This is a genomic window from Acinetobacter sp. WCHAc060025 (genome assembly GCF_004209355.1).
GTDB classification, from domain to species: Bacteria; Pseudomonadota; Gammaproteobacteria; order Pseudomonadales; family Moraxellaceae; genus Acinetobacter; species Acinetobacter wuhouensis.
Map to the genome: position 1 here is coordinate 1 of NZ_SGSX01000017.1, position 26,375 is coordinate 26,375.

The following is a 26,375-nucleotide window of genomic DNA, read 5'->3' on the forward strand; positions in this document are numbered from 1 at the left end:
TATTAATAAAAATCAAATGTTTAGAATTAAGAACTTCATTTTAAAAATTTATTCGAAATTCCTAATTCTTTAACAGTTAAAGTGCGCCGTTAATGCTATAAAGTAGTATCAAAGCCAATACTACGCAAGCTTCTGGCTTTTAATGTTATTGTTTATTTAGTGCAAAATAAAATATAAAAAATTGACTTTATCTTAGAAATCTCATTTTTAGTGCAAAATAAGCCGTAAAACCCTGATCTAGCTTTGCGGTTCTAAAAATCTCTCAAAGGCTTATGGTTCGGTCATCTCATCCCACAACATCCCGCATAGTCCCACCACACGTTAGTGCAGAATAAATTAGAAAATCACACTTAGTTATTTTATTGAAAATATAGAATGAAGTAACGCAAAAATAAAATTAAGCTTTTTCAGCCAAATAATTTTCAATAAAGCGCTGGGTCTGTGTATCTAAATAGAAAGGTGCAATCAGCGATTTGATAATGTCATCAAGTAACTGATGTTGATCTAAAGCGCCTAGGCAATGTGGCACAAAACGATCTGCTTCTGCGAATAAATCATTTTCATCTAAACCAACAGAGTGAAGTAATTCTTGTAAGCTGTATGCACTAAAATATTCGTAAAAGGCTTCAACAATATTTAAAATGACTTGTTGCATGAATTCAGTTTGGCGAAGCTCTTTCCAAGATTCATAAACAAGAATAAAGAACTCTTCAAAATCAATGGATTGTACTTGTGAGAAAGTCTCTTTTAATGTGCGTTGTTTAATCTCCGACCAAATATGTGTCGCAATATCTGCCAAATCTTCATTGGGTAAAAGAATAATCTGACTCAGTTGTTTACGAATCGCATGAGCCAGTTGGTGTTCTAGCTTTAACTCTATATTTTGTTGCTGGTCTTGGATAAAGCTGATGACTTTTGAGCTGAGTTTATTCTGTTTAACCGTGTATTGACGTAATTGATTGAGCCAAGGTGTATTGCTTTCCAAAATTTGATTGGCAAGTTGTAAGCTGACTTGTTGGATTTGAGGATTATGTTGTAAATTTTCCTGAATATAATCTTTGAGTTGTTCTAATTCTAAAATTTTAAATAGCCATAATTCAAATGCTTCATCAGACAAAAGATCATTGAAAATCGTATGGCTATGAATCGCTTCACGGTGAATTTTTTGAGCCGCAACGCCAATAAACTCAAGAATATCCGCGCCTAGATTTAATTCAAATGCATATTTTTGAACAACAGATTGTAGTTGTTCGAGTTGGATGACATCTTTTAAAAGGATTTTGTCGGCATTTTGGTAACTTTGAGAAATAAAATTGCGAATGTATTGAGGATTATTTTGATCTAAAAGTTGTTGTTTAATAAAGCGAACTTGCTCAAGCAACAAGGCTTGAGCAAATTCCTGAGCAAAGCTCGAAGGTGGAAGTGAATTATTCACATTCACGAGGCTTATACACCTGCTTTCCAGCCGTTCACAATTGGGTAACGACGTTCACGGCTGAATGCACGTGAGCTGATGCGTGGACCAATTGCACCTTGACGACGTTTATATTCATTACGATCAACCAGACGAATGATTTTTTCAACAACGTCTTTTTCAAAACCTTTGGCAATGATGTTATCTTGGCTTTGATCTTCTTCAATATAAGCATAAAGAATTGCATCAAGTACGTCATAAGCAGGTAACGAGTCTTGGTCTTTTTGATCTGGACGAAGTTCTGCTGATGGTGGGCGCGTAATCACACGTTCTGGAATCACTGGTGCGTCTGCAATGCTGTTACGGTATTTTGCTAGTTCAAATACGATGGTTTTGTACACGTCTTTCAGCACAGCATAACCACCGACCATGTCACCGTAGAGTGTGCAATAGCCGACAGCAAGTTCAGATTTATTCCCAGTTGAAAGAACAAGGTTACCAAACTTATTCGACAAGCCCATAAGTAAAGTACCACGTGCACGTGCTTGAAGATTTTCCTCAGTCGCATCCGCAGGTGAGTTACCGAAGAATGGGAACAGGGTTTGCATGAAACTGTTCACGATAGGATGAATTTCAGCGATACCGAAAGTTACACCCATACGTTTTGCTTGTTCAGTAGCATCTTCAACACTGATTTGCGATGTATAGGTATAAGGCATCATTACAGCTTGAACTTTATCCGCACCAATTGCATCTACAGCAATCGCCAGTGTCAAAGCAGAGTCAATACCACCTGAAAGACCTAAAATCACGCCAGGGAAACCTGAACGTTGAACATAGTCACGCGTTCCAAGAACCAAGCTTTGGTAAATTTCAGCCATCGTATCTAATGCAGGAGCAGCTTCTACAACTTCATAAGCTTTATTTTCAACTTGATAATTGGCAATCAGTAGCTCTTCTTTAAAACTTGATGCTTGAGATGCTACATCGCCAGAATTGTTAATAACAAAGCTTGTACCATCAAAGATCAAATCATCTTGACCACCAACTTGGTTCACGTAAACCAAGTTGATATTCATTTGTTTTGCCAACTCTTTAAGTGTCGTTACGCGATGTTGAGGTTTGCCTACTTCATACGGTGAAGCATTCAATACAAGAATAGTCTCAACATTCAATTGAGCAACTTGCTGAACGGTATTGAGTGACCAAATATCTTCACAAATCAAGACACCAAATTTATGACCAAGGTATTCAAATACAAGGTGTTGATGACCTTCATTAAAATAACGCTTTTCATCAAATACGCTGTAGTTTGGTAAGTTTTGTTTATTATAAATACCCAAAACTTGCCCGTCTTTCATTACAGCCGCTGCATTATAGCGTTGACCATCTTCAGTATGATTGGCAAAACCGAAAACAAGAACAATATCTTTAACTTCGGCTAATTTTTCAAAAGCTTGGGCTGTACGTTTTGTTAAGCTTGGACGTAATAATAAATCTTCGGCAGGGTAACCAATAGTAGATAGTTCTGGAAAAACAATAATTTCAGCATTCTGTTTTTTTGCTTCATTGGCTTGTTCAATCATCTTTTGAACATTTGACTCAATATCACCAATGAATGGAGAGAATTGCGAGAGAGCAATTTTAAAACTTTTCATTTAAATCAAATCCTATTCCAATAGGTTAATTTATATATATTCTGTTGATTTTTAAAATATAGTTATTCAACAAAGCATATATAGTTACAACGTCATATTGCCAAATGGCGAATCTATAAAATCATCAAATAATGATCAAAAATCTCTATGTTCTTGCAAGGCAAAAATTTTAGACAATGCGTATTTTAACTAAAAAAACGTTAGAAGCTAGTGATTCATTCGGTTTATTCAGTATTGCGTCAAAATACACTTGAATTTAGTCGATTTTTTTAATAGAAACCAGTGATTTTTCAATATTTTTTGTATTTGTATCATAATAGAAAAACTTTAGGATATTTCTGTGAGTTTAGTCACTTTATAAGTATTTTTCATAGTTGAATAAGCTAGTTTGATGAGTTTTTATTCAAAATGATGTTTTCGATTCGATTTAAATAAATGTCTTTGGCAATATCGCCTTGTTGTTCAATATTATAATCAAAATAAGCTTTGCCTTTGATAAAGGTATAACGGTAGGGATTGTACTTGCCAAAAGTAAGATACATAGCGGATTGTAAAATTGCACCTTTGAGCAATACATTTTCATGACGTTGATGCTGATAAACATGCGCCATCTCATGGATAAAGACTGCTTGATAGCCCAGACTCAGGCATGAAAAATCTTCACAATAATCAGCATCTTTTAAATGAATATAGCCATTGGGTGCCATCAGAATGCCGACAGGTTGCCAAGGCAAATAGGGATGATTCATAACTTTAACCTTTTGATAATCAATTAGATCACCAAAAACGGTTTTGCTGATCAGAATTTCACCCTCAGTAAGACTTCGATATTTAAATTGATCGAGTCGAAGCAATTTGGCTAAAAGTCTGGTGAATATCGGCATCATTGAAAATTTCTAATGAGTATATGTGATCAATATTAACATTGATCAACATACTATATGTATTTTTAGCTTTTTATTCGCAATATCATTTATATTTTCACAAAGTCATGATGAAATAATGGCACTATTCACGATTTAGATGCATCAAACGATCTGCTGATTAACCAAGAATTTAAGCAATATTAAGGGAATTAAGAAAACCTTGGATTAAGCTTAAAACCAATTCAGGTTGCTCTTTATGTGGCATATGATGCGCTCCCAAAATAATTTCTTGCTGACTTTTGCCTTGTGTATGATCAATAAATCGTTGAGGCTGTGCTAAAGAGCCGTATTCATCCAACTCACCATGAATAACCAATAAAGGGCTATGCACCTGATGGAGGAATGAGTCTAAAGACCAGTCTTTAAATTCAGGTGATAACCATGTTTCAGTCCATGCATCTAATACCCATTGGGCTTTTTCTCCGTGATATTTCTTTAAGCGATCCAGTTGTCCTGCTTGCTGAAACATTGCTTTGGCTTCGCGGATTCCAGAAAGAGTAAGCTCTTCCACAATTGCTTGTGCAGACATGGTCATTAAGGCTTTACAACGGTTTTGGTAATGTGCCGCACAACAGCTTGCCATACCTCCGCCAACACTATGTCCCATCACAATAAAATCTTGAATATTGAAATGTTCGAGTACTTTTGCAAAATGAGTTGTTGCTTCAGTCGAAACAAAATCGACTTTTAATGTTTCAGGATTTGCAGAAGATTGACCAAAGCCAAGTCGATCATAAGCAATCACTTTTCGCCCAGTCATTTGTGCAAGTTGCTCAGGAAAATCACGCCATAGTGCTACAGAACCGAGTGAGTCATGTAATAAAATAATCGGTATTTGATGCTGAAGCTGCTCAGGTGTCCATGATTTTACATAGAGTTGTAAATGAGCGGTGAGATCGATCCATGATTCAGCAGTTTGCATATCCATTCCAACAGGTATTGTTATAGTTCAATGTACTTACCATAACGATTTTTTAAACAACTATTCAAGTAATGTCAGTGCAAATCCACTGTCCTCATGGGTCATGATTTATTTAGAAATATTCAATAGAAGAATAACGAAGAGCGATTTGTCAGACAATTTTAACGAATAGTCATGTATTGCTAATCAATTGACCTAAATTGCTAACGGTATTTTAAAAGGAATCCTTTATTTTTGTGCATAAAACATGGTTTTTGCTGAATTTGTGAAATTGTTCCGCTTAAGCAATCAAACTCATGATCCATGAATGAATCCAGAGCGTACTCTCTATGTTATTAGCAAAGCCAGTCAAAAAAGTATTTACCAAAATATTTCCACAAGCAATGCCTGATCTTACAGGTCGTTTAGCCAATATTCCGATTCGTCATTTCAACTTCAAATTTGAATCGAAAGACATCGATGCGAAGTTCTTTATGCAAAAAGAATGGGGTACAGCTTATTTTGCTGCACTGTCTATTTTCTTAACTTATGGTGAAGAGTTGGTGATCGAGACGGCACGTTATCACCGTGATTTCATCAAAGATCCTATACTCAAACAGCGTTTAACCAGTTTGATTGGGCAAGAAGCAATTCATTCAAAAATTCATGAAGAATATAACGATGCGATGATCCCTCGTAATTTCCCTGTGCAATTTTACCGCTTCCTTGCAGAACAAGTGTTTAATCATACTTTCTTGAAGTTTCCACAGCCCTTAAAACTTTCAATGATGGCAGGAATTGAGCATTTCACTGCGGTATTTGCACAGTATGCGATGAACCATGAAGACATTTTTAATCATTCTTTAGATGAAAAGACACGTGCGCTGTGGATGTGGCATATGTTGGAAGAATCTGAGCATAAAGATATTGCTTATGATACTTATCAAGTGCTTTCAGGTGATTATCCGCTACGTATCGCAGGTTTCTTTATTGCTTTAGTAACTTTGGGACTTGGGGTAGGCGCTGGTGCTTTATTCCTCCCATTTTTACGTCGTCCAAAGAATGCCTTAAGTCTTGATTTTTGGAAAGAAGCCAAAGGCAGTTGGGACTTATTATTTGGTTTAAAAGAGGGCGTATTTGGCAGTAGCTTAGGTCATATTTTTGATTATTTACGCACAGATTTTCATCCAAATGATCATGATACCAATGCGCTTTTAGAACATTACAAAAAAGAATTACTTGATCCTGTGACAGGGACTCTAACCCCATTCTTTGTTAAAGAATTTACCCCTGCTTTACGTGTGTAATGTGCATAGATCGATGCCTAGAAAGTGGCTGAATTGACTTTGCGATTGAGCCACTTTTAAAACATTAAATTTGTCCAATAAAAAATGCTGTGAGATACGTTTCTATGTGCTTTTAGGGGCAAAATTAAAATGTCATTTCAGCCAATTTTGTTGTGAAAATGAAAATCAAATATTGTCTTTATAGGACATTTTCTATCAGTTAAAACCATTCTCAAATATTTTGTCTAACAAAGCAGTGATGTTGTCATAATTTGCTAATCAAAAGAAGAAATGTGCCAATGGTAATTGATAAAGCATGGCGTAATTTTCATGCATAATCTGGAGTTTTTACTCTAAAAAATAAATCTTTTAGCTTCAACAGAAATTGGATTTCCATTTTCATGAATAAAGGGTATTTGCAATGATCTTAGCTAAACCAATCAAAAAAGCATTTTCAAAAGTTTTTTCAGCGGCACCTTTTAGTCTGGAAAATCAAACACCAATTATTCCTATTCGTCATATGAAGTTTGATTTTGAACCTGAAAAATTGGATCACAGATTTTATATGGATGCGGAATTAGCCAGTGCATATTTTGCATCTTTATCTATTTTTCTGACACTCGGCGAAGACTTGGTGATTGATACGGCACGTTATCATCGTGATTTTATTAAAGATCCATTGTTAAAGCAGCGTGTGACCTCTTTGATTGGGCAAGAAGCAATTCATTCTAAAATGCACGAAGAATTAAATGATGCGTATATGGAACGTGATTTGCCAGTGAAATTATTTCGCTTTTTAGCAGGTTATGTTTTTGAGTATGGTTTTAACCGTTTACCACAACCAATGAAATTATCCTTAATGGCAGGTATTGAGCATTTTACTGCGGTTCTGGCTGAATACATGATGAATCATGAGTCGGTCTTCTTCCGTTCTACAGATGAAAAACAACGTGCGATTTGGATGTGGCATATGTTAGAAGAGTCTGAGCATAAAGATATTGCTTTCGACGTTTTCCAAACTTTATCAAATAATTATGCATTGCGTATTGCAGGATTTTTCCCTGCATTGATCACGATTCTTGTGTTGATCTCGGCTGCATCGACGATTGTGCCGTTCTATCGTGATCCTAAAAACCTGATTCGTTGGAGTTATTGGAAAGAGATTCCACATAGTTTCCGTTTGATTTTCGGTTTAAAAGATGGTGTTTATGGTAGTTCTTTAAAGCATATATTTGATTATTTGCGTCCAGACTTTCATCCAAATGACCACGATACCAGTGAGTTTTTGGCATATTACAAAGAAACTTTGTTGAATCCTGAAAATGGTGTTCTGACGCCATATTTGACCAAAGAATTTATTCCAGCACTACGTTCTTAAAACGTCCTTACAATAATAAATGGATTGAAATACATGGGAATTTTTTCTAAAAAATTAAAACCGAGTCAACATGCTTATGCTGTGGTCACGGGCGCTGGCAGTGGGATCGGTCGTAGCTTTGCGATGGAACTGGCAAAGCGTGGTGGTACGATCGTTTGTGCGGATATTAATCTTGCAGCAGCTGAAGAAACAGTGAATTTAATTCAATCTCAAACCACAGGCAAAGCATTTGCAGTGCAATGTGATGTGACAGATAAAACACAAGTCAAAGCGTTGTCAGAGCAAGCTGAAAAGTTAATGAACCATTCAGTGACTTTAGTGATTAATAATGCGGGCGTAGGGCTCGGTGGTAAGTTTGACGAAGTATCACTCGAAGATTGGCAATGGTGTGTCAACATCAATCTTTGGGGAGTGATTTATGGTTGCCATTATTTTGTACCGAAGTTTAAACAACAAGGTTATGGTGCAATCATTAATGTTGCATCGGCAGCAGGCTTTACGGCAGCGCCTGAAATGACTGCATACAACGTCACGAAGTCTAGCGTCTTGGCTTTATCTGAAACACTTTCAGCAGAGTTACGCAAAGATAAAATCAGTGTCAATGTACTTTGCCCAACACTTGTTCCAACCAATATCATGAAAAATGGTCGCTTGCCAAAACAGTATGCAGGATTGGCTGATGACTTATTAATGAACCATGCTTTCACAACCAGTGAAAAAGTCGTGATTAAAACATTGAATAATTTGGATGCTGGCAAACTTTATACCGTACCTCAACCTGATGCGAAATTGTTCTGGTTAATGAAGCGCGCTTCACCTGCCTTATACGCAAAAATGTTGGGTATCGGTTATCCATTATTTAATAAATATGTAAAATAATTGTAGAGTGAATCAAGATGACAACTGAACAGACTGTAGATACGCTTCCTGAAGATAAAAGCGAAAAAAAGACCAATAAACAAACTACTGTTGAAGAAATTAAACAGGTGATTCAGCCTGCAGAAGCGAAGAAAGCTGAAGTAAAGACTGAGCCAAAAGTTGAAGCAAAAGTCGAAATAAAAGCGCCAACTAAGGTTGCGATTTCTAAAGCCACTACAACGAAAGCAGTTAAAACTGAAAAAGTGGATCAAACACAAGAAAGTAAAAAGCCGGTTTCAAGTACTAAAAAGCCTGAATCTGTACATGTGTACGATACGATTGTGATCGGTGCAGGGATTTCAGGAATCGCTGCTGCCTATAAAATGAATCAAGCGGGTTATCACGATTATATCGTCCTTGAAAAAGCAAGTCGTGTCGGTGGAACTTGGCGTGACAATAATTACCCTGGTTGTGGATGTGATGTGCCATCGGCATTGTATTCATTTTCATTTTCACCGAGTCATAAGTGGAGTCACTTATTTGCCAAACAACCTGAGATTTTAACCTACTTAGAAGAAGTGGTTGAGAAGTATAACTTAGGCGGTAAGATTGACTTTAATAATGAATTGACCAGTGCTAAGTGGGATGAGTCGCAACATATTTGGAATTTAGAAACATCAAAAGGCAAATACCAAGCCAAAACGGTTGTATTTACCACAGGTCCAATCACTGAACCATCGATGCCAAAATTAAAAGGGATTGAAAGTTTCAAAGGTGAAATGTTCCATTCCGCACGTTGGAATCATGACTATGATTTAACGGGTAAGCGTGTTGCTGTGATCGGAACTGGCGCTTCAGCGATTCAGTTTATTCCACAAGTTCAACCATTGGCAAAATCAGTCGTGGTATTCCAACGTACTGCGCCGTGGGTATTGCCAAAAGCAGATATGGAATTGAGTGATACAGCAAAAGGTATTATTTCTAAATTCCCAGTGATTCAACAAACATGGCGTAACAGTATTGCGCAAATTTTAAATGGTATTAATTTTGGTTTGCGTAATCCAAAAGTATTAAAACCGATTAATTTTCTCAGTAAGCAATTGCTTAAATTACAAATTCAAGATGATCAATTACGTAAAGATGTTACGCCAAACTTTGATATTGGTTGTAAGCGTCTTTTGTTCGCCAACAACTATTATCCAGCACTTCAACAAGACAATGTCAGTTTAGTGCCACATGGTTTGGTGGAGATAGATGGCAATACTGTTGTCGCGGCCAATGGTGAACGTCACGAAGTTGATGTGATCATTTGGGGGACTGGTTTTGAAGTATCACATCCACCAATTGGTAAACGTGTTTATGATGCCAATGGTCAGGTTTTAGCAGATCGTTGGAAGAATAGTTCACCTGAAGCGTACTTGGGTGCAAGTATTGAGAATGTACCAAATGCATTCTTGGTACTAGGTCCAAATATCTTGGTTTACGATTCATTTATTGGTATTGCTGAAGCGCAAGTGGGTTATATTGTAGATGCCTTAGTGAAAATGCGTAATCAGAAGTTCACTCGTTTTGAAATTAAAGGTGATGTGGTTGAAGCACACAATAAGCGTTTACAAAAGCATTTAAAAACAACGGTATTTAATGCGGGTGGTTGTAAGTCTTATTATTTGGATGAGAATGGTCGTAACTTTGCTGCTTGGCCGTGGTCTTTACAAGAACTGCGTAACCAGTTAAAAGTTTGGAATACCGATCATTATTCAGTTGAGACAAAGAAAACGACTGTGAATTGATGGTTATTCTACTTCATCATTCAGCTGTAATTTAATCAGCAAAGCCCTAATAGATTTAGGGCTTTTGTCATTTTAAGTGTTGCGACTTATTTTTAGGTCTAGAACTGTTATAAAATAGATGTCAGTTTATAAAATGATCAAAAATATGAAAATAAGAATAATAGCCTTAGGTATTCTGCTAATCGCCAATGTGAATACTGCAACTTATGCGGAGTCTAAAGCAAATTTAGACGCGCTATTTTCTCAAAAAAATAATCAAGATACACGTTTTGATCGCTACCCAAAATATTGGATAGGGCTAGATAAAAACAAAGAAATTACGGTTACATTTGAAGAGTTTAATGCTGGAAAGGTACGCGGAAGCTATCAATTGAATGGCAAGGTTAAACGATTTAATACTAGGTACTATGTGACCAAACTTCCGTATCTGTATAAATTGACGATTCAAGATTCTACAGAAGCAAAGGTGCTTTTAACGTTTTGGATTGATCTTCGTGATCAAAAAAACTTAGTTATTGATCAATCAGAACATGGAAAGTCATCACAAAATCAGCAGTTCAAATTAAAACCGATGATGAATTGGCAACCTGATTAATGCCTAAAACTTGATAAAAGAGCTTAAATCGATCTGATTTAAGCTCAACTTGACCTAATCACGAAGTTTTAAATAGCCTGTGTATTTTCAACTAACCAATTTAAAACTTCACCTTGTAAATGTGGTGATAAACGTTCACGTACAGTCTGGTGGTATTGATTCAACCATGCTTTTTCATCAGTCGTCATCAAATCCAAAACAATACATTGGGTATTGATTGGACAAAGCGTTAAAGTTTCAAACTCTAAAAACTCACCATAGGTTTTTTCTGCAAAAACTTTAGGTTGATTGACCACTAAATTTTCAATACGAATGCCATATTTCCCTTCATGGTATAAGCCTGGTTCATTTGATGTGATCATGCCTGCACGCATCTTGGTATTTGCTGTTGGTGGTGCATAGTATGAAATCACTTGTGGACCTTCATGCACATTCAGCGCAAAGCCTACACCGTGACCAGTACCATGACGATAATCTAAACCATATTTCCATAAAGTTTGGCGGGTAATGCTATCTAATAAAGGTGATGCAATTCCTTCAGGGAAAACAGTTTGTGCTAAGGCAATATGACATTTTAAAACCAAGGTATAGTCACGTTTTTGTTCATTACTTGGTGTACCGATAGGAACAACGCGTGTGATGTCTGTGGTGCCATCTGCATATTGTGCACCTGAATCAATTAGTAATAAGCCATCACCTACAATTTGACTAAAATGATCTGGAGTTGCACGGTAATGCGGAAGTGCGCCATTGGCATTAAAACCCGCAATTGTTGAGAAACTTAAATCAATAAAACCTTGTTGTTGTTTACGAAAAGCTGTGGCTTTTTCATCAATGCTCAGTTCATTGATGCTTTCACCATTCTTAAGCGCAGTATCTAACCAATGAAAGAAATGACACAGTGCAACACCATCTTTGATCATGGCATTTCTGATATGTGCAATTTCAGATGGATGTTTGCATGATTTAAATAAAGTGCTTGGGTTGATGTCTTGAATCACTTGATTATGTAGGGTAATTGCTTGAGCATGTAATATTGAAACTTTTGCAGGATCAATGAGTACAACTTGATTTTGAATTTGTTTTAGAAACTCAGCACTCTGCGCATAAGCAATAATTTCAATATGATCCGCTTCTAAGTTTGCCTGTAATTCAGGAGAAAGTTTTGCATCATCAATAAAAAGCACAGTACGAGAGTGATCAATATATAAATGTGCTAAAAACACAGGATTGTATTCGACATCGCGACCACGACAGTTAGTGATCCATGCAATATCATCTACCGAAGAAACAAAATGAGCAGATGCATTTTTTGTTGATAAAGCATCACGAATTGCAGAAATTTTTTCTACACGTGTGAATGCATTTAAACCATCTGCCATTTGCCACACTGTTTGTAGAGGTAAGGCAGGGCGATCGTGCCAAATTTCACTGATCAGATCTAAATGGGTTTCGAGTTTAAATTGCTGTTGTTTCGCAATATCCTCTAAAGCATTATATTGCTGTACAGAAATATTTTGTCCATTCACAGAAATTTTTGCATCTTTGGTTAAATGCTGTGCCAACCAAGCAAGGTGCGTTGAAGCTGGATCATGGCTTTGTTTCTGCAAGATATAGCCCGTATTGTTTAGTTGTTGTTCAGCTTGTACCCAATAACGCCCATCGACCCAAAGTCCGGCGAAGTCTTGAGTCACCACCACAGTTCCGACTGAACCCGTAAATCCCGTGAGCCAAAGTCGAACTTGCCAATATTCGGGTAAATACTCAGATATGTGCGGATCTGCACTCATGGCAATGAAAGCATCAATTTGATGCTGCTGCATATGGCTTCTCAATAAGCTAAGTTTTTCATTTGGCGTTTGAGTGTTCATTAGGTTTCCACTTGAGAATTTGTATAGGTGTAGGTTTAGTTGACGCAGTTTGATCAAGAAGTTTACGAATAGGCGTCCTTAATAACCATAAAATCACAGCACCAATAAGTAATGCAATCACACAGCGCATGAATAAGGTTGGTAATTGATTAATTTCATCAGCAGAAACATGCCCACCAATTAACCCTGCCATTAAATTACCCAGTGCAGATGCAGTAAACCATAAACCCATAATTTGTCCACGTAGAACATTTGGTGCAAGTTTAGTCATTGCGGAGAGGCCAACAGGGCTTAAGCATAGCTCACCTAAGGTTAAAAATAACATTGCACCGATTAACCACAGTGGTGAAACCGTATTTCCTTGATTTTGGATCACAGAATGGCTTGCAAGAACCATTAACCCAAAGCCGCAAGCTGCCAATACCAAGGCAATAATAAATTTGCTGATATAACTCGGGTCGCGATTGGATTTGCCTAATTTCATCCATAACCACGCAGCGATGGGTGCAAAAATTACAATAAGAATTGGATTGACAGACTGGAACCAAACCGCAGGAATTTCAAATCCTAAAAATTGTCGATTGGTAAAATCCTGAGCAAATAGGTTGAATGAGGTTGGTTTTTGTTCAAAAGCAGACCAAAACAGTGCCGCAGTCATGAGAAGTACAAAACAAATAATAATTTTCTTTTTTTCAGTCGTATTTAGATTTGCAAACAGAAGTAGGTAAGCAAAATATGCAATGATCGCAATACAGATTGAAACGGTTAAATATTTTACGATGACAACAGGATTGATTTGTAAATAACCTATGGAGGTTAAAGTAACAACCACAGCGACCAAGACAAGGAATAGAGCTACGACTTTTGGTGCATTTTTATCATAATGTACTGCTTTGTCCCATGTTGTCTCTGCACCTTGTAAAGCATTGAACTTTTTTAGTTGAGGCACAGTCATGGCGCGGAAAATAATCAATGAAATGAGCATGCCTATTCCACCAATTCCAAAACCCCAATGCCAACCATAATCTTTAACCAAAAGCCCAGTAACTAAAGGGGCAAGGACAGAACCTAGGTTAATTCCCATATAAAAGATTGAAAAGCCTGCATCGCGTCGAGTGTCTTGTGCTTTATACAATGTACCCACAATGACTGAAATACAGGTTTTGAATAGACCAGAACCGATCACAATCAAAACTAAGCCAAAGTAAAAAAAGAAATGGCTAAACAGTGCAGTCAAAGCAATAGAGATATGTCCACAAGCAATAATCAGAGAGCCGTACCAAACAGCTTTTTCTTGCCCCAGCCATCGGTCAGCGACCCAGCCACCTAAAACGGTCATGAGATACATCGAACCAGCAAATAAACCTACGATTGCAGATGCTGAAGGGCGGTCTAGTCCAAGCCCACCATCTGCAATCATTGCTGCCATGTAGAGAATAAGTAGTGGGCGAATACCATAATAGGAGAAACGCTCCCATAATTCTGTGAAAAATAAGCCTTTCAGTGGTTTGGGGTGTCCTATAAAGGCTTGATCATATTGTTTTAAATCTTGTGACATCTTCAATTCCTTTGAAAATGATTAATAAATATAAGTTATGCAATATATAAAAATATTTTAATTCAAAGTGTTTCTATTGGTGTTTATTTGTAATTCTTATAATTCATGAAATTAAACTATTACTACTCACAATAGGGCATAAAAAAACCACCCCAAAGGGTGGTTTCTTGTTCGTTCTGAACGCGTAACGAATTAACGTTGGATATCGCGTTGAGTTTCGCCAGTATAAAGCTGACGAGGACGACCGATTTTGTAAGGTCCGCTGTGCATTTCTAACCAGTGGCTGATCCAACCAACAGTACGTGCAAGCGCGAAGATTACAGTAAACATTTCTGTTGGGATACCAATCGCTTTAAGGATGATACCTGAGTAGAAGTCTACGTTCGGGTAAAGTTTACGTTCGATGAAGTACGGGTCGCTTAACGCAATACGCTCAAGTTCCATCGCAAGTTCTAATTGAGGGTCGTTGATACCAAGTGCGCTTAACACTTCGTCACAAGTCTCTTTCATTACTTTCGCACGTGGATCGAAGTTTTTATAAACTCGGTGACCGAAGCCCATAAGTTTAACTTCTTTAGTTTTTACTTTTTCCATGAACGGAGCAACGTTTTCTACAGAGCCGATTTCATCAAGCATCTTAAGAACAGCTTCGTTCGCGCCACCGTGAGCAGGTCCCCAAAGTGCAGCAATACCCGCAGCGATACATGCGTATGGGTTAGCACCAGTAGAACCAGCTAAACGTACTGTAGACGTAGACGCGTTTTGCTCATGGTCAGCATGAAGCGTAAAGATACGATCCATTGCTTTCGCAAGAATAGGGTTAACTTTGTAGTCACGATCTGCTGGAGTAGCAAACATCATGTACAAGAAGTTTTCAGCATAGCTTAAATCGTTACGTGGATATACGAACGGTTGACCGATTGTATATTTGTAAGTCCAAGCAGCTAAAGTAGGAATCTTAGCAACTAAACGAACTGCAGTGATTTCACGGTGATCAACATTTTCAACGTCAAAACCATTGTGATAGAACGCAGATAACGCACCAACTACACCACACATAACAGCCATAGGGTGAGCATCACGACGGAAACCATTGAAGAAACGGCTAACTTGGTCGTGAACCATAGTGTGATTGCGGACTTTGTTTTCGAAGTCTGTTTTTTGTTCAGCAGTTGGAAGCTCACCGCTTAACAATAAATAGCAAGTTTCTAAGTAAGAAGCTTGAGTTGCAAGTTGTGCAATTGGATAACCACGGTGTAAAAGAACGCCTTTGTCACCATCGATGAAAGTGATTTTAGACTCGCAAGAAGCAGTAGCCATAAAACCAGGATCAAAAGTAAAGTGACCTGAAGCCAACACATCCTTAACGTCGATTACATCTGGGCCCAATGTGCCGCTGTAAATTGGTAATTCAATTTTTTTGCCATCAAGCTCTAGAACGGCTTTCTTGCCAGTTGCTGCAGACATTCAATAGATCTCCTGTCCTGGTGGATATTTTATCTAACTTGCTTAGTCATCTTGTAATGCACAAGTCAGACGGATCAAAAATTGCTATTAAGCTTAGTGAGTACTGAAATTTTGTCAATTATACTTATGGATGAACAGATAATGTTTTCGTAAGTATTTTAGTCAAAATGCGATAATGAATAAATATTGATCATTGAATTTCAGAGTCGGTCAGTATAATAAGGCAAATTCTGAGGAAGTTGCATAAAAATAATTATGATTGCGAGGCGGGGAATGGCATTTTTAACCAATATTTTGTTGCTTTTGTAATTAAGCCCTGTTTTTTTTATGTTTTAAAATCATCTAAATTTCATGACTTACATAGCTTTGAGTGTTGTTGCTGTATGAAAAATATGCAAATAAATTGATGAAATATTTATTTTCATTTTTGTGCTTAATTGATTAAAAAATAATATTTAATGTGTAAAAAACACTCAAATAATGCGATAAATTTGTATTTAAATGTTTTATAAATAATCAATTGACATCAAAATTAAATAAAAATCGAGAATTATTCACACACTAAGTTGTTCTTTCTTATTGTAAAGCTTTAAGTCAAATCAATGGTTTGAATGGCAACCATTTAAAATATAAATAAAGGTTTATTTAGAAAGAACATAATGACTATCTTATAAATGTTTAAATCATTTCAAAGTAAAATAAGAGGTAGTTATCATTTATGGAACATTATTGTCCGTAATCTTGTGCTTTAGTCTAAATTTAAAAAATATTATAAGTTGTAAATATGTATAAGTGGCTTAAAGTTAATTTTCTTATAAAATAGATAGATAGCTTAGGTTGCGTGGTTGGAATTATCGAGTTTAGCTTTTAAGTTGATGTAAATGATTCTTATTTGAGTGATTTTTAAAGGAAAAGCCAATTTCGATGGTTTGTATTTTGACAGTTCACGTTTTATAATTCAGTGTCGTTTAAAGTTCAGGCAAATGAATTTGTCTGACAATGCTAGCTTTCCTTCGAATTAATTCCAACAAACTCCGGATGGAGTTTTTACTTACAGGATGCCCGCTGTGAAAAGCAACAGACCTGTCAATTTGTCCATGGGTCAAGTTTTAGATGTAAACTTAAAATCCCCTGTGGCTATTGCATCAATTCTACACCGTCTTTCTGGTGTCATCGTATTTTTACTCGTACCGGTACTTTTGTGGCTTTTAGACAAATCTTTGTCTTCACCTGAAGGTTTTGCTCAAGTTCAAGCAATCTTTGGTGGCTTCGTTGTACGTTTCATCGTATGGGTGTTTGTAGCAGGCTTATTATTCCATTTCATTATGGGTATTAAACACTTATTTGCAGACCTTGGTTTTGCTGAAGAACTTCAAAGTGGTCGCGTTGTAGCTACAATTGCATTAATTTTGGCTGCGATTTCTGTAATCGCATCATTTGTATGGATTGTTCTCTAATGAAAAGTGCTACAGGTTTAACGGGTTCAGGTTCTCGTGATTGGTATATCCAACGTGTGAGTGCTGTTGTGCTTGCTGTTTATACTGTTGTGGTTTTAGGTTGGATTCTCTGCAATGGTGGATTTAACTATGAGCAATGGTTTGGCTTCATGATGACACTTCCGATGAAGATTTTATCTTTATTGGCTGTTTTGTCTTTAGTTGCACACGCTTGGATTGGTATGTGGCAAGTATTCACTGACTATGTGACTACACGTCAAATGGGTCCTTCGGCTTCAGGTTTGCGTTTGGTATTGACTTCTGCAGTGATTATTGCAGTTTTTGCATACGCGATTTGGGCAATCCAGATTTTTTGGGCGAATTGATAGGAAACAATCATGGGCGCTATAATCCCTAAAGAAGATTACACAAATATTCCACACGAAACTTTCGATGCAGTCATCGTTGGTGGTGGTGGTTCAGGTATGCGTGCTTCTTATCAGCTTGCTCAAGCAGGTTTGAAAGTTGCTGTGCTAACCAAAGTATTCCCAACTCGTTCTCATACAGTTGCGGCTCAAGGTGGTATTGGTGCATCTCTTGGTAATATGCAAGAAGATAACTGGCACTATCACTTCTATGACACTGTTAAAGGTTCAGACTGGTTAGGTGACCAAGACGCAATCGAGTTTATGACTCGTGAAGCGCCTCAAGTTGTTTATGAACTTGAACACCTTGGTATGCCATTTGACCGTAACGCTGACGGTACAATTTACCAACGTCCTTTCGGTGGTCATGCTGCGAACTATGGTGAAAAACCAGTTCCACGTGCTTGTGCTGCTGCTGACCGTACAGGTCACGCACTTCTTCACACGCTTTATCAAAGCAACGTGAAAATGGGTACTCAATTCTTCGTTGAATGGATTGCATTAGATTTAATCCGTAATGAAGAAGGTGATGTGCTTGGTGTAACTGCGATTGACCAAGAAACGGGCAAAATTGCAGTATTCCAAGGTAAAGCAACATTGTTTGCTACTGGTGGTGCGGGTCGTGTTTACCGTGCATCTACGAACGCATATATCAACACTGGTGACGGTCTTGGTATGGCGGCTCGTGCAGGTATTCCATTACAAGATATGGAATTCTGGCAGTTCCACCCTACAGGTGTAGCGGGCGCAGGCGTATTGTTGACTGAAGGTTGTCGTGGTGAAGGTGCAATCCTTCGTAACAAAGACGGCGAACCGTTCATGGAACGTTATGCACCAACTTTGAAAGATTTGGCTCCACGTGACTTCGTATCACGTTCTATGGACCAAGAGATCAAAGAAGGTCGTGGTTGTGGTCCTAAAGGTGATTATATCCTTCTTGATATGACTCACTTAGGTGCGGACACAATCATGAAGCGTTTACCATCTGTATTTGAGATTGGTAAAAAATTCGCGAACGTTGACATCACTAAAGAAGCGATTCCAGTAGTACCAACAATCCATTATCAAATGGGTGGTATTCCAACGAACATTCATGGTCAAGTTGTTCTTCCTGAAAGTGCTGAAACTCAAGAACTTGTTGCGAACTACAACAAAGAAACTGGTGTGTATTCACACAATGGTGGTGAACGTAACTTCACTAAACCTGTAAAAGGTTTCTATGCAATTGGTGAATGTTCTTGCGTATCTGTACATGGTGCAAACCGTTTAGGTACGAACTCACTTCTTGACTTGGTTGTATTTGGTAAAGCTGCAGGTGAACACATCATTGATTACGTGACTAAACATCACGGTGATGAGTACACACCATTACCTACAACTGTGCTTGTAAATACCGTAAATCGTATCAAACACCTTGATGATTCAACTTCAGGTGAAAATGCACAAGAAGTTGCTGATGCAATCCGTGACATCGTTCAAGATCACGCGGGTGTATTCCGTACTCAAGCATTACTTGACGAAGGTGTTAAACAGATTCTTGCAATCGAACCTCGTGTACGTAACATTCACTTGAAAGACAAATCTAAAGTATTCAACACAGCACGTATTGAAGCTTTGGAAGTTGAAAACTTATACGAAGTAGCGAAAGCAACCTTGATTTCTGCTGCTGCACGTAAAGAATGTCGTGGTGCGCATACGGTTGTAGATTACGAGTTACCACCTGATCATGCAGATTACCCATATGGTCGTCGTGATGATGAATGGATGAAACACACATTGTGGTTCTCTACAGACAATCACTTGGAATATAAGCCAGTGCGCTATAATCCATTGAAAGTTGATCCAATTCCACCTAAACCACGTACATTCTAATTGGGAGAAATAAGATGAGTAGAGGTACCCGTACATTCGAAATCTACCGCTATGATCCTGATAAGGATAAAGCACCGTACATGCAAACTTTTAAACTTGAATTGACTGATAAGCACCGTATGTTGCTTGATGCTCTTCTTGCATTAAAAGTAGAAGATGAGTCTTTGACTTTCCGTCGCTCTTGCCGTGAAGGTATTTGTGGTTCGGATGGTGTGAACATCAACGGTAAAAATGGTTTGGCTTGTCTTTGGAACTTGAACGATTTACCAGAAAAAATCGTGATTCGTCCATTGCCTGGTTTACCAGTGGTTAAAGATTTAGTTGTGGATATGAATCAGTTCTACGATCAGTATGACAAAATTCAACCATTCCTAATCAATAATCAACCTGCGCCACCGAAAGAGCGTTTACAATCTCCAGAAGATCGTGAACATCTTGATGGTTTATATGAATGTATTCTTTGTGCATGTTGTTCAACTTCATGCCCATCATTCTGGTGGAACCCTGATAAATTCTTAGGCCCATCTGCATTGTTGAATGCATATCGTTTTATCATCGATTCTCGCGACACAGCAACTCAAGATCGTTTATCACGCCTTGACGACCCGTTCTCATTGTTCCGTTGTAAAGGGATTATGAACTGTGTGTCTGTATGTCCTAAAGGTTTGAACCCAACAAAAGCAATCGGTCATATCCGTAGCATGTTGCTCGACCAAGCTGGTTAATACGACGTGAAAAGGAGGGCGCGCATCTTTAGATGTGCGCTCTTTTTTATTGATTTTTGAAAAGCATTGAAAAATACGATCTTCGCCATCATTATTTTATATAAATGGGCTGATGATAATAGATTATTCTTTGTATGTATTTAGCTAATTTATGGATGGTATGTGTCAAAAAAATCAATTGGACCGACAGTTCATGTTAGGATTTAACAAACCACTATATGTGAAAAACGGACTGCTTTTTTAGTACATTTTATCTACATAAGTGTGATTCATAACGGTTTATAAATATTTTTATAAACTAAGCTTAGAACCGCTTTAGAAAAAGCAAATTTACGCTTTGTTTTTTCTAAGTCGATTTGCAAAAAATTGCTCAGCTGCGGTTGAGTATATAGATGAGTGATGATGCCAATGAAGGCGTTATGATTCATTGTCTGCATTGGTTATTAGCCAATGTTGTTAACGCCCCTTGGTCATTAGCGCCTGATGGGTGAATGTCAATTTACCGATTTGGCATTATCAATCATGGGAGTGCTTAAAAAGCACCCTCTAATGTTTTTGCAATAGGAAATGGGTCCACAAATGCAAGAAGTTGCTGACGCACTGCGTCTTGACACTGAACTTTCCGCTGATAGTGCAGCGTATATTGAAGAGCTTTACGAACAGTACCTTTCTTCTCCAACCTCAGTAGGTGAGGACTGGCAGCAATATTTCGATAAATTCCCTAAAGGTGATCAACCACACGGAAATATTCGTGAGCAATTCTTATTATTAGGTCGCAATTCGAACCGTGTTCAGCCTGTTGTGCAAAGTGAAGTAAGTACTGAGCATGAACGTCGTCAAATTGGTGTATTGCAATTAATCGCGGCGTATCGTAACCGTGGGCATCAAAAAGCAAAATTAGATCCACTTGGTTTGGCAAAACGCGAAGATGTGCCAGATTTGGATCTTGCTGCACACGGTTTAACAAAGTCTGATTTAGATACAGTTTTCAATGCTGGTAATTTAGCAATTGGTAAAACTGAAGCGACTTTGGGTGAATTGGTAAATGCCATGGAAGCGACATATTGTGCTTCTATCGGTGTTGAATACATGCACATTGTTGATACCAAAGAAAAACGTTGGATTCAACAACGCCTTGAAGGTGCGCGTGGTCAATTCAATTTCTCTGCTGATCAAAAGAAACATGTACTTGAGCGTTTAACAGCAGCTGAAGGTCTTGAAAAATTCCTCGGTAATAAATATGTAGGTGCTAAACGTTTCGGTGTTGAAGGTGGTGAATCTTTCATTCCTATGGTCAACGAACTGATTCAACGTGCAGGTTCTGTAGGTTGTAAAGAAGTTGTGATCGGGATGCCACACCGTGGTCGTTTGAACTTACTTGTCAACATCATGGGTAAAAACCCAGCTGACTTGTTTGGTGAGTTTGAAGGTAAAGCACTCAACAAAAAAGGTTCTGGTGACGTTAAATATCACCAAGGTTTCTCTTCAAACGTAATGACTCCAGGTGGTGAAGTTCACTTGGCATTGGCGTTTAACCCATCACACTTGGAAATCGTTGGACCTGTAGTTGAAGGTTCTGTACGTGCACGTCAAGTACGTCGTAAAGATATCGGTGGTGATGATGTATTGCCAATCATTGTTCACGGTGATGCTGCATTTGCAGGTCAAGGTGTAAACCAAGAAACGTTCCAAATGTCACAAACTCGTGGTTACACAGTAGGCGGTACGGTTCACATTGTGGTCAACAACCAAGTGGGCTTTACAACTTCTGATCCACGTGATGCGCGTTCTACAGAATACTGTACTGACATTGCGAAAATGATCCAAGCACCGATCTTCCATGTGAATGGTGATGATCCAGAAGCTGTATTATTTGTTTCTCAATTGGCTCATGATTTCCGTCACACATTCCGTAAAGATGTTGTGATTGATATGTTCTGTTACCGTCGTCGTGGTCATAACGAAGCAGACGAACCAGCAGCAACTCAACCAATGATGTATCAAGTGATTAGCAAAAAAGCGACAACTCGTACGCTTTATGCAGATCAACTGGTTCAAGAAAAAGTATTAGATCGCGCAGCGGCAGATGCTTTGGTTGAAAAATATCGTGAAGATCTTGAAGCAGGTAACCATGTTGCAAATGCACTGGTACTTGAACCAAACAAAAAAATGTTTGTCGATTGGTCTCCATACTTAGGTCATGACTATACAGACGAATGGGATACACGTTTCCCAATCGAACGCTTAAAAGAGCTCGGTCAAAAAATGCGTCAATTGCCTGAAGGCTTTGTGATGCAACGTCAAGTTTCTAAAGTGATTGATGACCGTTTGAAAATGCAAACAGGCGAAATGCCATTGAACTGGGGTGCTGCTGAAACTTTAGCGTATGCATCTTTGCTTGATGATGGTTTCCTTGTTCGTTTAACTGGTGAAGACGTAGGTCGTGGTACATTCTCACACCGTCATGCGAAACTTCATAACCAAGTTGATGGTTCGGTTTATATTCCACTTTGTCACATCAAAGAAAACCAACCACGTACTGCAATTTATGACTCATTATTGTCAGAATTGGCTGTACTTGCATTTGAATATGGTTATTCAACTACATTACCGAAAAGCTTGATCGTTTGGGAAGCTCAGTTCGGTGACTTCGCCAACTGTGCGCAAATGGTGATTGACCAATTCATCGCTTCTGGTGAAACCAAATGGGAGCGTGTTTGTGGTTTGACAATGTTGCTTCCACACGGTTTTGAAGGTCAAGGTCCAGAGCATTCATCTGCACGTTTAGAACGTTATCTACAGCTTTGTGCTGAAGAAAACATGCAAGTGATCACACCGACTACACCTGCACAGATCTATCATGTTTTACGTCGTCAAGCGATTCGTCCTTTACGTAAACCATTGATCGTAATGTCACCTAAATCATTACTTCGTCACAAGCTTGCAACGTCTACTTTAGATGAGCTTGCTACTGGTACATTCCAGACTGTGATTGATGAAGTGGATAACATCAACAAACAAGATGTAACACGTGTTGTGCTTTGTGGTGGTAAAGTTTATTACGACTTACTTGAAAAACGTCGTGAAGAGAACTTGAACATCGCAATCGTGCGTGTTGAACAATTGTATCCATACCCAGAACAACGTCTTGCAGAAGTTCTTGCAGCATATCCAAACGTGAAAGAACTCGTTTGGTGTCAAGAAGAACCGAAGAACCAAGGCGCTTGGTTATTCATCGCTCCACGTTTATATGAAGGCGTGATGAAGTCAGGTCAACAAGTTCAAATCAGCTACGCAGGACGTGAAGCTTCAGCTGCACCTGCATGTGGCTCACCTTATTTGCATGCAAAACAACAAGCTCAGCTCGTAAATGACGCTTTAGCGATCGTCGCTGAACAATCAGGAGAATCTAAATAATGGCAACCGAAATTAAAGCACCGGTGTTCCCAGAGTCAGTTGCTGACGGAACAGTTGCAACTTGGCACAAACAACCAGGTGAAGCAGTATCACGTGATGAAGTGATTTGTGATATTGAAACGGATAAAGTTGTTTTAGAAGTTGTTGCTCCTGCTGACGGTACAATTGCATCTATCGTTAAAAATGAAGGCGATACAGTTCTTTCTGCTGAAGTGATTGCAACGTTTGAAGAAGGTGCTGTTTCTGGCGCTGCTCAAACTGAAGCAGTTCAATCAGAAGAGAAAGTTGAACAAGCTGCTTCACAAACTCAAGCAGGTAATGCGCCTGTAGTTGAACGCGCTCAAGTTGCTGATCAAGCGCCTGCAGTTCGTAAAGCGTTAACTGAAACTGGTATTGCTGCATCTGATGTAGATGGTACTGGTCGCGGTGGTCGTATCACTAAAGAAGATGTTGCAAATCATCAAGCTAAACCAGCTGCTTCTGCAACTCCATTGAGTGTTGCTGTAGGTGAACGTATCGAAAAACGTGTTCCTATGACTCGTCTTCGTAAACGTGTTGCTGAACGTTTACTTGCTGCGACTCAAAGCACTGCAATGTTAACAACGTTCAACGAAGTCAACATGAAGCCAATCATGGAAATGCGTGCGCAATACAAAGATGCGTTCGAAAAGCGTCATGGTGCTCGTTTAGGCTTTATGTCTTTCTTTGTTAAAGCGGCTACTGAAGCGCTTAAACGCTACCCAGCTGTAAACGCGTCAATTGACGGTGATGATATTGTTTATCACGGTTACTATGACATCGGTGTAGCTGTTTCTTCTGAGCGTGGCTTGGTTGTTCCTGTACTCCGTGATACAGACCGCATGAACTATGCTGAAGTTGAAAATGGTATCCGTGCATATGCTGGTAAAGCGCGTGACGGTAAACTTGGTATTGAAGATATGACTGGCGGTACGTTCACTATTACTAATGGTGGTACTTTCGGTTCATTACTTTCTACACCTATTTTAAATACACCACAGACTGCAATTTTGGGTATGCATAAAATCCAAGAGCGTCCAATGGCTGTAAATGGTCAAGTAGAAATTTTGCCAATGATGTATTTGGCTCTTTCTTATGATCACCGTTTAATTGATGGTAAAGAAGCTGTAGGTTTCCTTGTAGCAATTAAAGAATTGCTTGAAGAGCCAGCACGTTTAATCCTTGATCTTTAATTCTTAAGAATAACAATACGAGCTTAGGGTGATCCTCTAAGCTCGTTTTTGGAGATAACATGTCTCAGTTTGATTTAGTTGTAATCGGCGGTGGACCAGGTGGTTATGAAGCAGCGATTCGTGCTGCACAGCTTGGTTTCAAAGTTGCGTGTATCGAAAAACGTGTACACAAAGGTAAGCCATCTTTGGGTGGTACTTGCTTAAACGTGGGTTGTATCCCATCTAAAGCACTTTTAGATTCTTCACATCACTATGAAGATACGCTTCATGGCTTAGATGTACACGGGATCTCTGTTGAAAATGTTCAACTAGACCTTCAAAAGCTTCTTGCGCGTAAAGATAAAGTTGTTGATAACCTGACTGGTGGTGTTGCTCAATTATTAAAAGGCAACGGCATTGAATGGTTACAAGGTACTGGTAAATTACTTGCTGGTAAAAAAGTTGAATTCACACCATTAGAAGGCGGTGATGTTCAAGTTTTAGAACCTAAATTTGTCATCCTTGCGACGGGTTCTGTACCTGTAAACATTCCTGTAGCAAAAGTTGATGAAGACTTAATTGTTGATTCAACTGGTGCGTTGGAATTCCAAGAAGTACCTAAACGTCTTGGCGTAATCGGTGCGGGTGTTATTGGTCTTGAACTTGGTTCAGTATGGCGTCGTCTAGGTTCTGAAGTTGTTGTGTTTGAAGCATTAGATGCATTCTTACCAATGGCAGACAAAGCTTTGGCTAAAGACTACCAAAAACTTTTGACTAAACAAGGTTTAGACATTCGTGTAGGCGCTAAAGTTGCGGGTACTGAGATTAACGGTCGTGAAGTGACTGTTCAATATACTCAAGGCGGCGAAGACAAAACTCAAACTTTCGATAAATTGATTGTTTGTGTAGGTCGTAAAGCGTATGCAGAAGGTTTATTGGCTGAAGATTCAGGCATTAAACTCACTGAGCGTGGTCTTGTTGAAGTCAACGATTGGTGTGCAACTTCTGTTGAAGGCGTATATGCAATTGGTGACTTGGTTCGTGGTCCAATGCTTGCACATAAAGCAATGGAAGAAGGTGTAATGGCTGTTGAGCGTATGCATGGTCATGCGGCTCAAATCAATTACGACACGATCATCAGTGTAATTTACACACACCCAGAAGCGGCGTGGGTAGGTTTGACTGAAGAACAAGCTAAAGAAAAAGGTCATGAAGTTAAAACTGGTCAATTCCCATTTGCGGTGAATGGTCGTGCTTTAGCTGCTAATGAATCTGCTGGTTTCGTGAAGTTTGTTGCTGATGCGAAAACTGATCGTTTATTGGGTATGCATATCATTGGTCCTGGTGCTTCTGACATCGTTCACCAAGGTATGATTGCTCTTGAGTTTGTATCTTCTGTTGAAGACTTACAGTTGATGACTTTTGGTCACCCAACCTATTCAGAAGTTGTTCATGAAGCTGCACTTGCAGTAGATGGACGTGCGATTCACGCGATTCAGCGTAAACGTAAATAACACAAAAAAGAGCGGTTTCGACCGCTCTTTTTACATTTGATGGTTGTTTTTAAGTGAATAATCATCTAAAAATAAAAGAACAAATTTAATAAAT

Annotated in this window: 19 protein-coding genes; 12 read left to right on the top strand and 7 right to left on the bottom strand. The window is 38.5% G+C overall.

Going from position 1 to position 26,375, the window contains the following annotated elements:
- Window positions 1-397 precede the first annotated feature (397 nt).
- The 4 genes from EXE09_RS13995 to EXE09_RS14010 all read right to left on the bottom strand — a co-directional run bounded on the left by EXE09_RS13995 (window position 398) and on the right by EXE09_RS14010 (window position 4,920).
- Window positions 398-1,441, bottom strand: a complete 1,044-nt coding sequence (locus tag EXE09_RS13995) for a hypothetical protein (RefSeq protein WP_087552506.1) — start codon at window positions 1,439-1,441, stop codon at window positions 398-400.
- A gap of 5 nt (window positions 1,442-1,446) precedes the next feature.
- The gene (locus EXE09_RS14000) at window positions 1,447-3,072 is read right to left on the bottom strand and encodes an NAD+ synthase (RefSeq protein ID WP_130117686.1); all 1,626 of its coding nucleotides are present in this window, start codon (window positions 3,070-3,072) and stop codon (window positions 1,447-1,449) included.
- A gap of 383 nt (window positions 3,073-3,455) precedes the next feature.
- Window positions 3,456-3,959 (bottom strand): hypothetical protein, encoded by a 504-nt coding sequence (locus EXE09_RS14005; protein WP_087552504.1) that lies wholly within the window; start codon window positions 3,957-3,959, stop codon window positions 3,456-3,458.
- A gap of 169 nt (window positions 3,960-4,128) precedes the next feature.
- A complete protein-coding gene (locus EXE09_RS14010; protein WP_130117687.1) occupies window positions 4,129-4,920 on the bottom strand; it encodes an alpha/beta fold hydrolase in 792 nt (263 codons plus the stop codon).
- A 329-nt stretch (window positions 4,921-5,249) separates the two neighbouring features.
- Between EXE09_RS14010 and EXE09_RS14015 the strand changes: the two genes are divergently transcribed.
- The 5 genes from EXE09_RS14015 to EXE09_RS14035 all read left to right on the top strand — a co-directional run bounded on the left by EXE09_RS14015 (window position 5,250) and on the right by EXE09_RS14035 (window position 10,806).
- Window positions 5,250-6,206, top strand: coding sequence for a metal-dependent hydrolase (locus EXE09_RS14015; protein WP_130117688.1), 957 nt, complete (start codon window positions 5,250-5,252; stop codon window positions 6,204-6,206).
- A gap of 400 nt (window positions 6,207-6,606) precedes the next feature.
- Window positions 6,607-7,563 carry a metal-dependent hydrolase gene (locus EXE09_RS14020; protein ID WP_068973508.1) on the top strand — a complete coding sequence of 319 codons (957 nt, stop codon included), beginning with the start codon at window positions 6,607-6,609 and terminating at the stop codon, window positions 7,561-7,563.
- 33 nt (window positions 7,564-7,596) lie between these two features.
- Window positions 7,597-8,442: an SDR family NAD(P)-dependent oxidoreductase gene (locus EXE09_RS14025; protein WP_087552502.1), complete on the top strand. Its 846-nt coding sequence runs from the start codon at window positions 7,597-7,599 to the stop codon at window positions 8,440-8,442.
- A 17-nt stretch (window positions 8,443-8,459) separates the two neighbouring features.
- Window positions 8,460-10,211 (top strand): NAD(P)-binding domain-containing protein, encoded by a 1,752-nt coding sequence (locus EXE09_RS14030; protein ID WP_130117689.1) that lies wholly within the window; start codon window positions 8,460-8,462, stop codon window positions 10,209-10,211.
- A 145-nt stretch (window positions 10,212-10,356) separates the two neighbouring features.
- Complete coding sequence (locus tag EXE09_RS14035) at window positions 10,357-10,806, top strand: hypothetical protein (protein ID WP_130117690.1); 450 nt, start codon at window positions 10,357-10,359, stop codon at window positions 10,804-10,806.
- 68 nt (window positions 10,807-10,874) lie between these two features.
- Here the strand turns inward: EXE09_RS14035 and EXE09_RS14040 are convergent, their stop codons facing one another.
- The 3 genes from EXE09_RS14040 to gltA all read right to left on the bottom strand — a co-directional run bounded on the left by EXE09_RS14040 (window position 10,875) and on the right by gltA (window position 15,702).
- Complete coding sequence (locus tag EXE09_RS14040; RefSeq protein WP_130117691.1) at window positions 10,875-12,677, bottom strand: aminopeptidase P family protein; 1,803 nt, start codon at window positions 12,675-12,677, stop codon at window positions 10,875-10,877.
- Window positions 12,655-14,235, bottom strand: a complete 1,581-nt coding sequence (locus EXE09_RS14045; protein ID WP_130117692.1) for a peptide MFS transporter — start codon at window positions 14,233-14,235, stop codon at window positions 12,655-12,657. Before EXE09_RS14045 ends, EXE09_RS14040 begins: the two co-directional genes overlap by 23 nt.
- 192 nt (window positions 14,236-14,427) lie before the next feature.
- Window positions 14,428-15,702 (bottom strand): citrate synthase, encoded by a 1,275-nt coding sequence (gltA, locus tag EXE09_RS14050; protein WP_068973513.1) that lies wholly within the window; start codon window positions 15,700-15,702, stop codon window positions 14,428-14,430.
- Between the two features lie 1,058 nt (window positions 15,703-16,760).
- Here gltA and sdhC point away from each other — a divergent pair.
- From sdhC to lpdA, 7 genes are all read left to right on the top strand, one after another.
- A complete protein-coding gene (gene sdhC, locus EXE09_RS14055) occupies window positions 16,761-17,159 on the top strand; it encodes a succinate dehydrogenase, cytochrome b556 subunit (RefSeq protein WP_122071964.1) in 399 nt (132 codons plus the stop codon).
- Window positions 17,159-17,524, top strand: coding sequence for a succinate dehydrogenase, hydrophobic membrane anchor protein (gene sdhD, locus EXE09_RS14060; RefSeq protein ID WP_068973514.1), 366 nt, complete (start codon window positions 17,159-17,161; stop codon window positions 17,522-17,524). The genes sdhC and sdhD overlap by 1 nt, the downstream gene beginning before the upstream one ends.
- 12 nt (window positions 17,525-17,536) lie before the next feature.
- A complete protein-coding gene (locus tag EXE09_RS14065) occupies window positions 17,537-19,435 on the top strand; it encodes an FAD-binding protein (protein ID WP_068973515.1) in 1,899 nt (632 codons plus the stop codon).
- 14 nt (window positions 19,436-19,449) lie between these two features.
- A complete protein-coding gene (locus EXE09_RS14070; RefSeq protein WP_068973516.1) occupies window positions 19,450-20,160 on the top strand; it encodes a succinate dehydrogenase iron-sulfur subunit in 711 nt (236 codons plus the stop codon).
- A 579-nt stretch (window positions 20,161-20,739) separates the two neighbouring features.
- Entirely contained in the window at window positions 20,740-23,577 is a 2,838-nt protein-coding gene (locus tag EXE09_RS14075) for a 2-oxoglutarate dehydrogenase E1 component (RefSeq protein WP_068973553.1), read from the top strand.
- Window positions 23,577-24,788, top strand: a complete 1,212-nt coding sequence (odhB, locus tag EXE09_RS14080; protein ID WP_087552497.1) for a 2-oxoglutarate dehydrogenase complex dihydrolipoyllysine-residue succinyltransferase — start codon at window positions 23,577-23,579, stop codon at window positions 24,786-24,788. Before EXE09_RS14075 ends, odhB begins: the two co-directional genes overlap by 1 nt.
- Before the next feature lie 59 nt (window positions 24,789-24,847).
- Window positions 24,848-26,281: a dihydrolipoyl dehydrogenase gene (lpdA, locus tag EXE09_RS14085; protein WP_087552496.1), complete on the top strand. Its 1,434-nt coding sequence runs from the start codon at window positions 24,848-24,850 to the stop codon at window positions 26,279-26,281.
- Window positions 26,282-26,375: the final 94 nt, after the last annotated feature.

What these genes read in the sequence shown, in the direction of transcription:
- EXE09_RS14000 (WP_130117686.1), bottom strand. Translation starts at nt 3,072, where the DNA reads ATGAAAAGTTTTAAAATTGCTCTCTCGCAATTCTCTCCATTCATTGGT.
- EXE09_RS14005 (WP_087552504.1), bottom strand. Translation starts at nt 3,959, where the DNA reads ATGATGCCGATATTCACCAGACTTTTAGCCAAATTGCTTCGACTCGAT.
- EXE09_RS14010 (WP_130117687.1), bottom strand. Translation starts at nt 4,920, where the DNA reads ATGCAAACTGCTGAATCATGGATCGATCTCACCGCTCATTTACAACTC.
- EXE09_RS14015 (WP_130117688.1), top strand. Translation starts at nt 5,250, where the DNA reads ATGTTATTAGCAAAGCCAGTCAAAAAAGTATTTACCAAAATATTTCCA.
- EXE09_RS14020 (WP_068973508.1), top strand. Translation starts at nt 6,607, where the DNA reads ATGATCTTAGCTAAACCAATCAAAAAAGCATTTTCAAAAGTTTTTTCA.
- EXE09_RS14025 (WP_087552502.1), top strand. Translation starts at nt 7,597, where the DNA reads ATGGGAATTTTTTCTAAAAAATTAAAACCGAGTCAACATGCTTATGCT.
- EXE09_RS14030 (WP_130117689.1), top strand. Translation starts at nt 8,460, where the DNA reads ATGACAACTGAACAGACTGTAGATACGCTTCCTGAAGATAAAAGCGAA.
- EXE09_RS14035 (WP_130117690.1), top strand. Translation starts at nt 10,357, where the DNA reads ATGAAAATAAGAATAATAGCCTTAGGTATTCTGCTAATCGCCAATGTG.
- EXE09_RS14040 (WP_130117691.1), bottom strand. Translation starts at nt 12,677, where the DNA reads ATGAACACTCAAACGCCAAATGAAAAACTTAGCTTATTGAGAAGCCAT.
- EXE09_RS14045 (WP_130117692.1), bottom strand. Translation starts at nt 14,235, where the DNA reads ATGTCACAAGATTTAAAACAATATGATCAAGCCTTTATAGGACACCCC.
- gltA (WP_068973513.1), bottom strand. Translation starts at nt 15,702, where the DNA reads ATGTCTGCAGCAACTGGCAAGAAAGCCGTTCTAGAGCTTGATGGCAAA.
- sdhC (WP_122071964.1), top strand. Translation starts at nt 16,761, where the DNA reads ATGCCCGCTGTGAAAAGCAACAGACCTGTCAATTTGTCCATGGGTCAA.
- sdhD (WP_068973514.1), top strand. Translation starts at nt 17,159, where the DNA reads ATGAAAAGTGCTACAGGTTTAACGGGTTCAGGTTCTCGTGATTGGTAT.
- EXE09_RS14065 (WP_068973515.1), top strand. Translation starts at nt 17,537, where the DNA reads ATGGGCGCTATAATCCCTAAAGAAGATTACACAAATATTCCACACGAA.
- EXE09_RS14070 (WP_068973516.1), top strand. Translation starts at nt 19,450, where the DNA reads ATGAGTAGAGGTACCCGTACATTCGAAATCTACCGCTATGATCCTGAT.
- EXE09_RS14075 (WP_068973553.1), top strand. Translation starts at nt 20,740, where the DNA reads ATGCAAGAAGTTGCTGACGCACTGCGTCTTGACACTGAACTTTCCGCT.
- odhB (WP_087552497.1), top strand. Translation starts at nt 23,577, where the DNA reads ATGGCAACCGAAATTAAAGCACCGGTGTTCCCAGAGTCAGTTGCTGAC.
- lpdA (WP_087552496.1), top strand. Translation starts at nt 24,848, where the DNA reads ATGTCTCAGTTTGATTTAGTTGTAATCGGCGGTGGACCAGGTGGTTAT.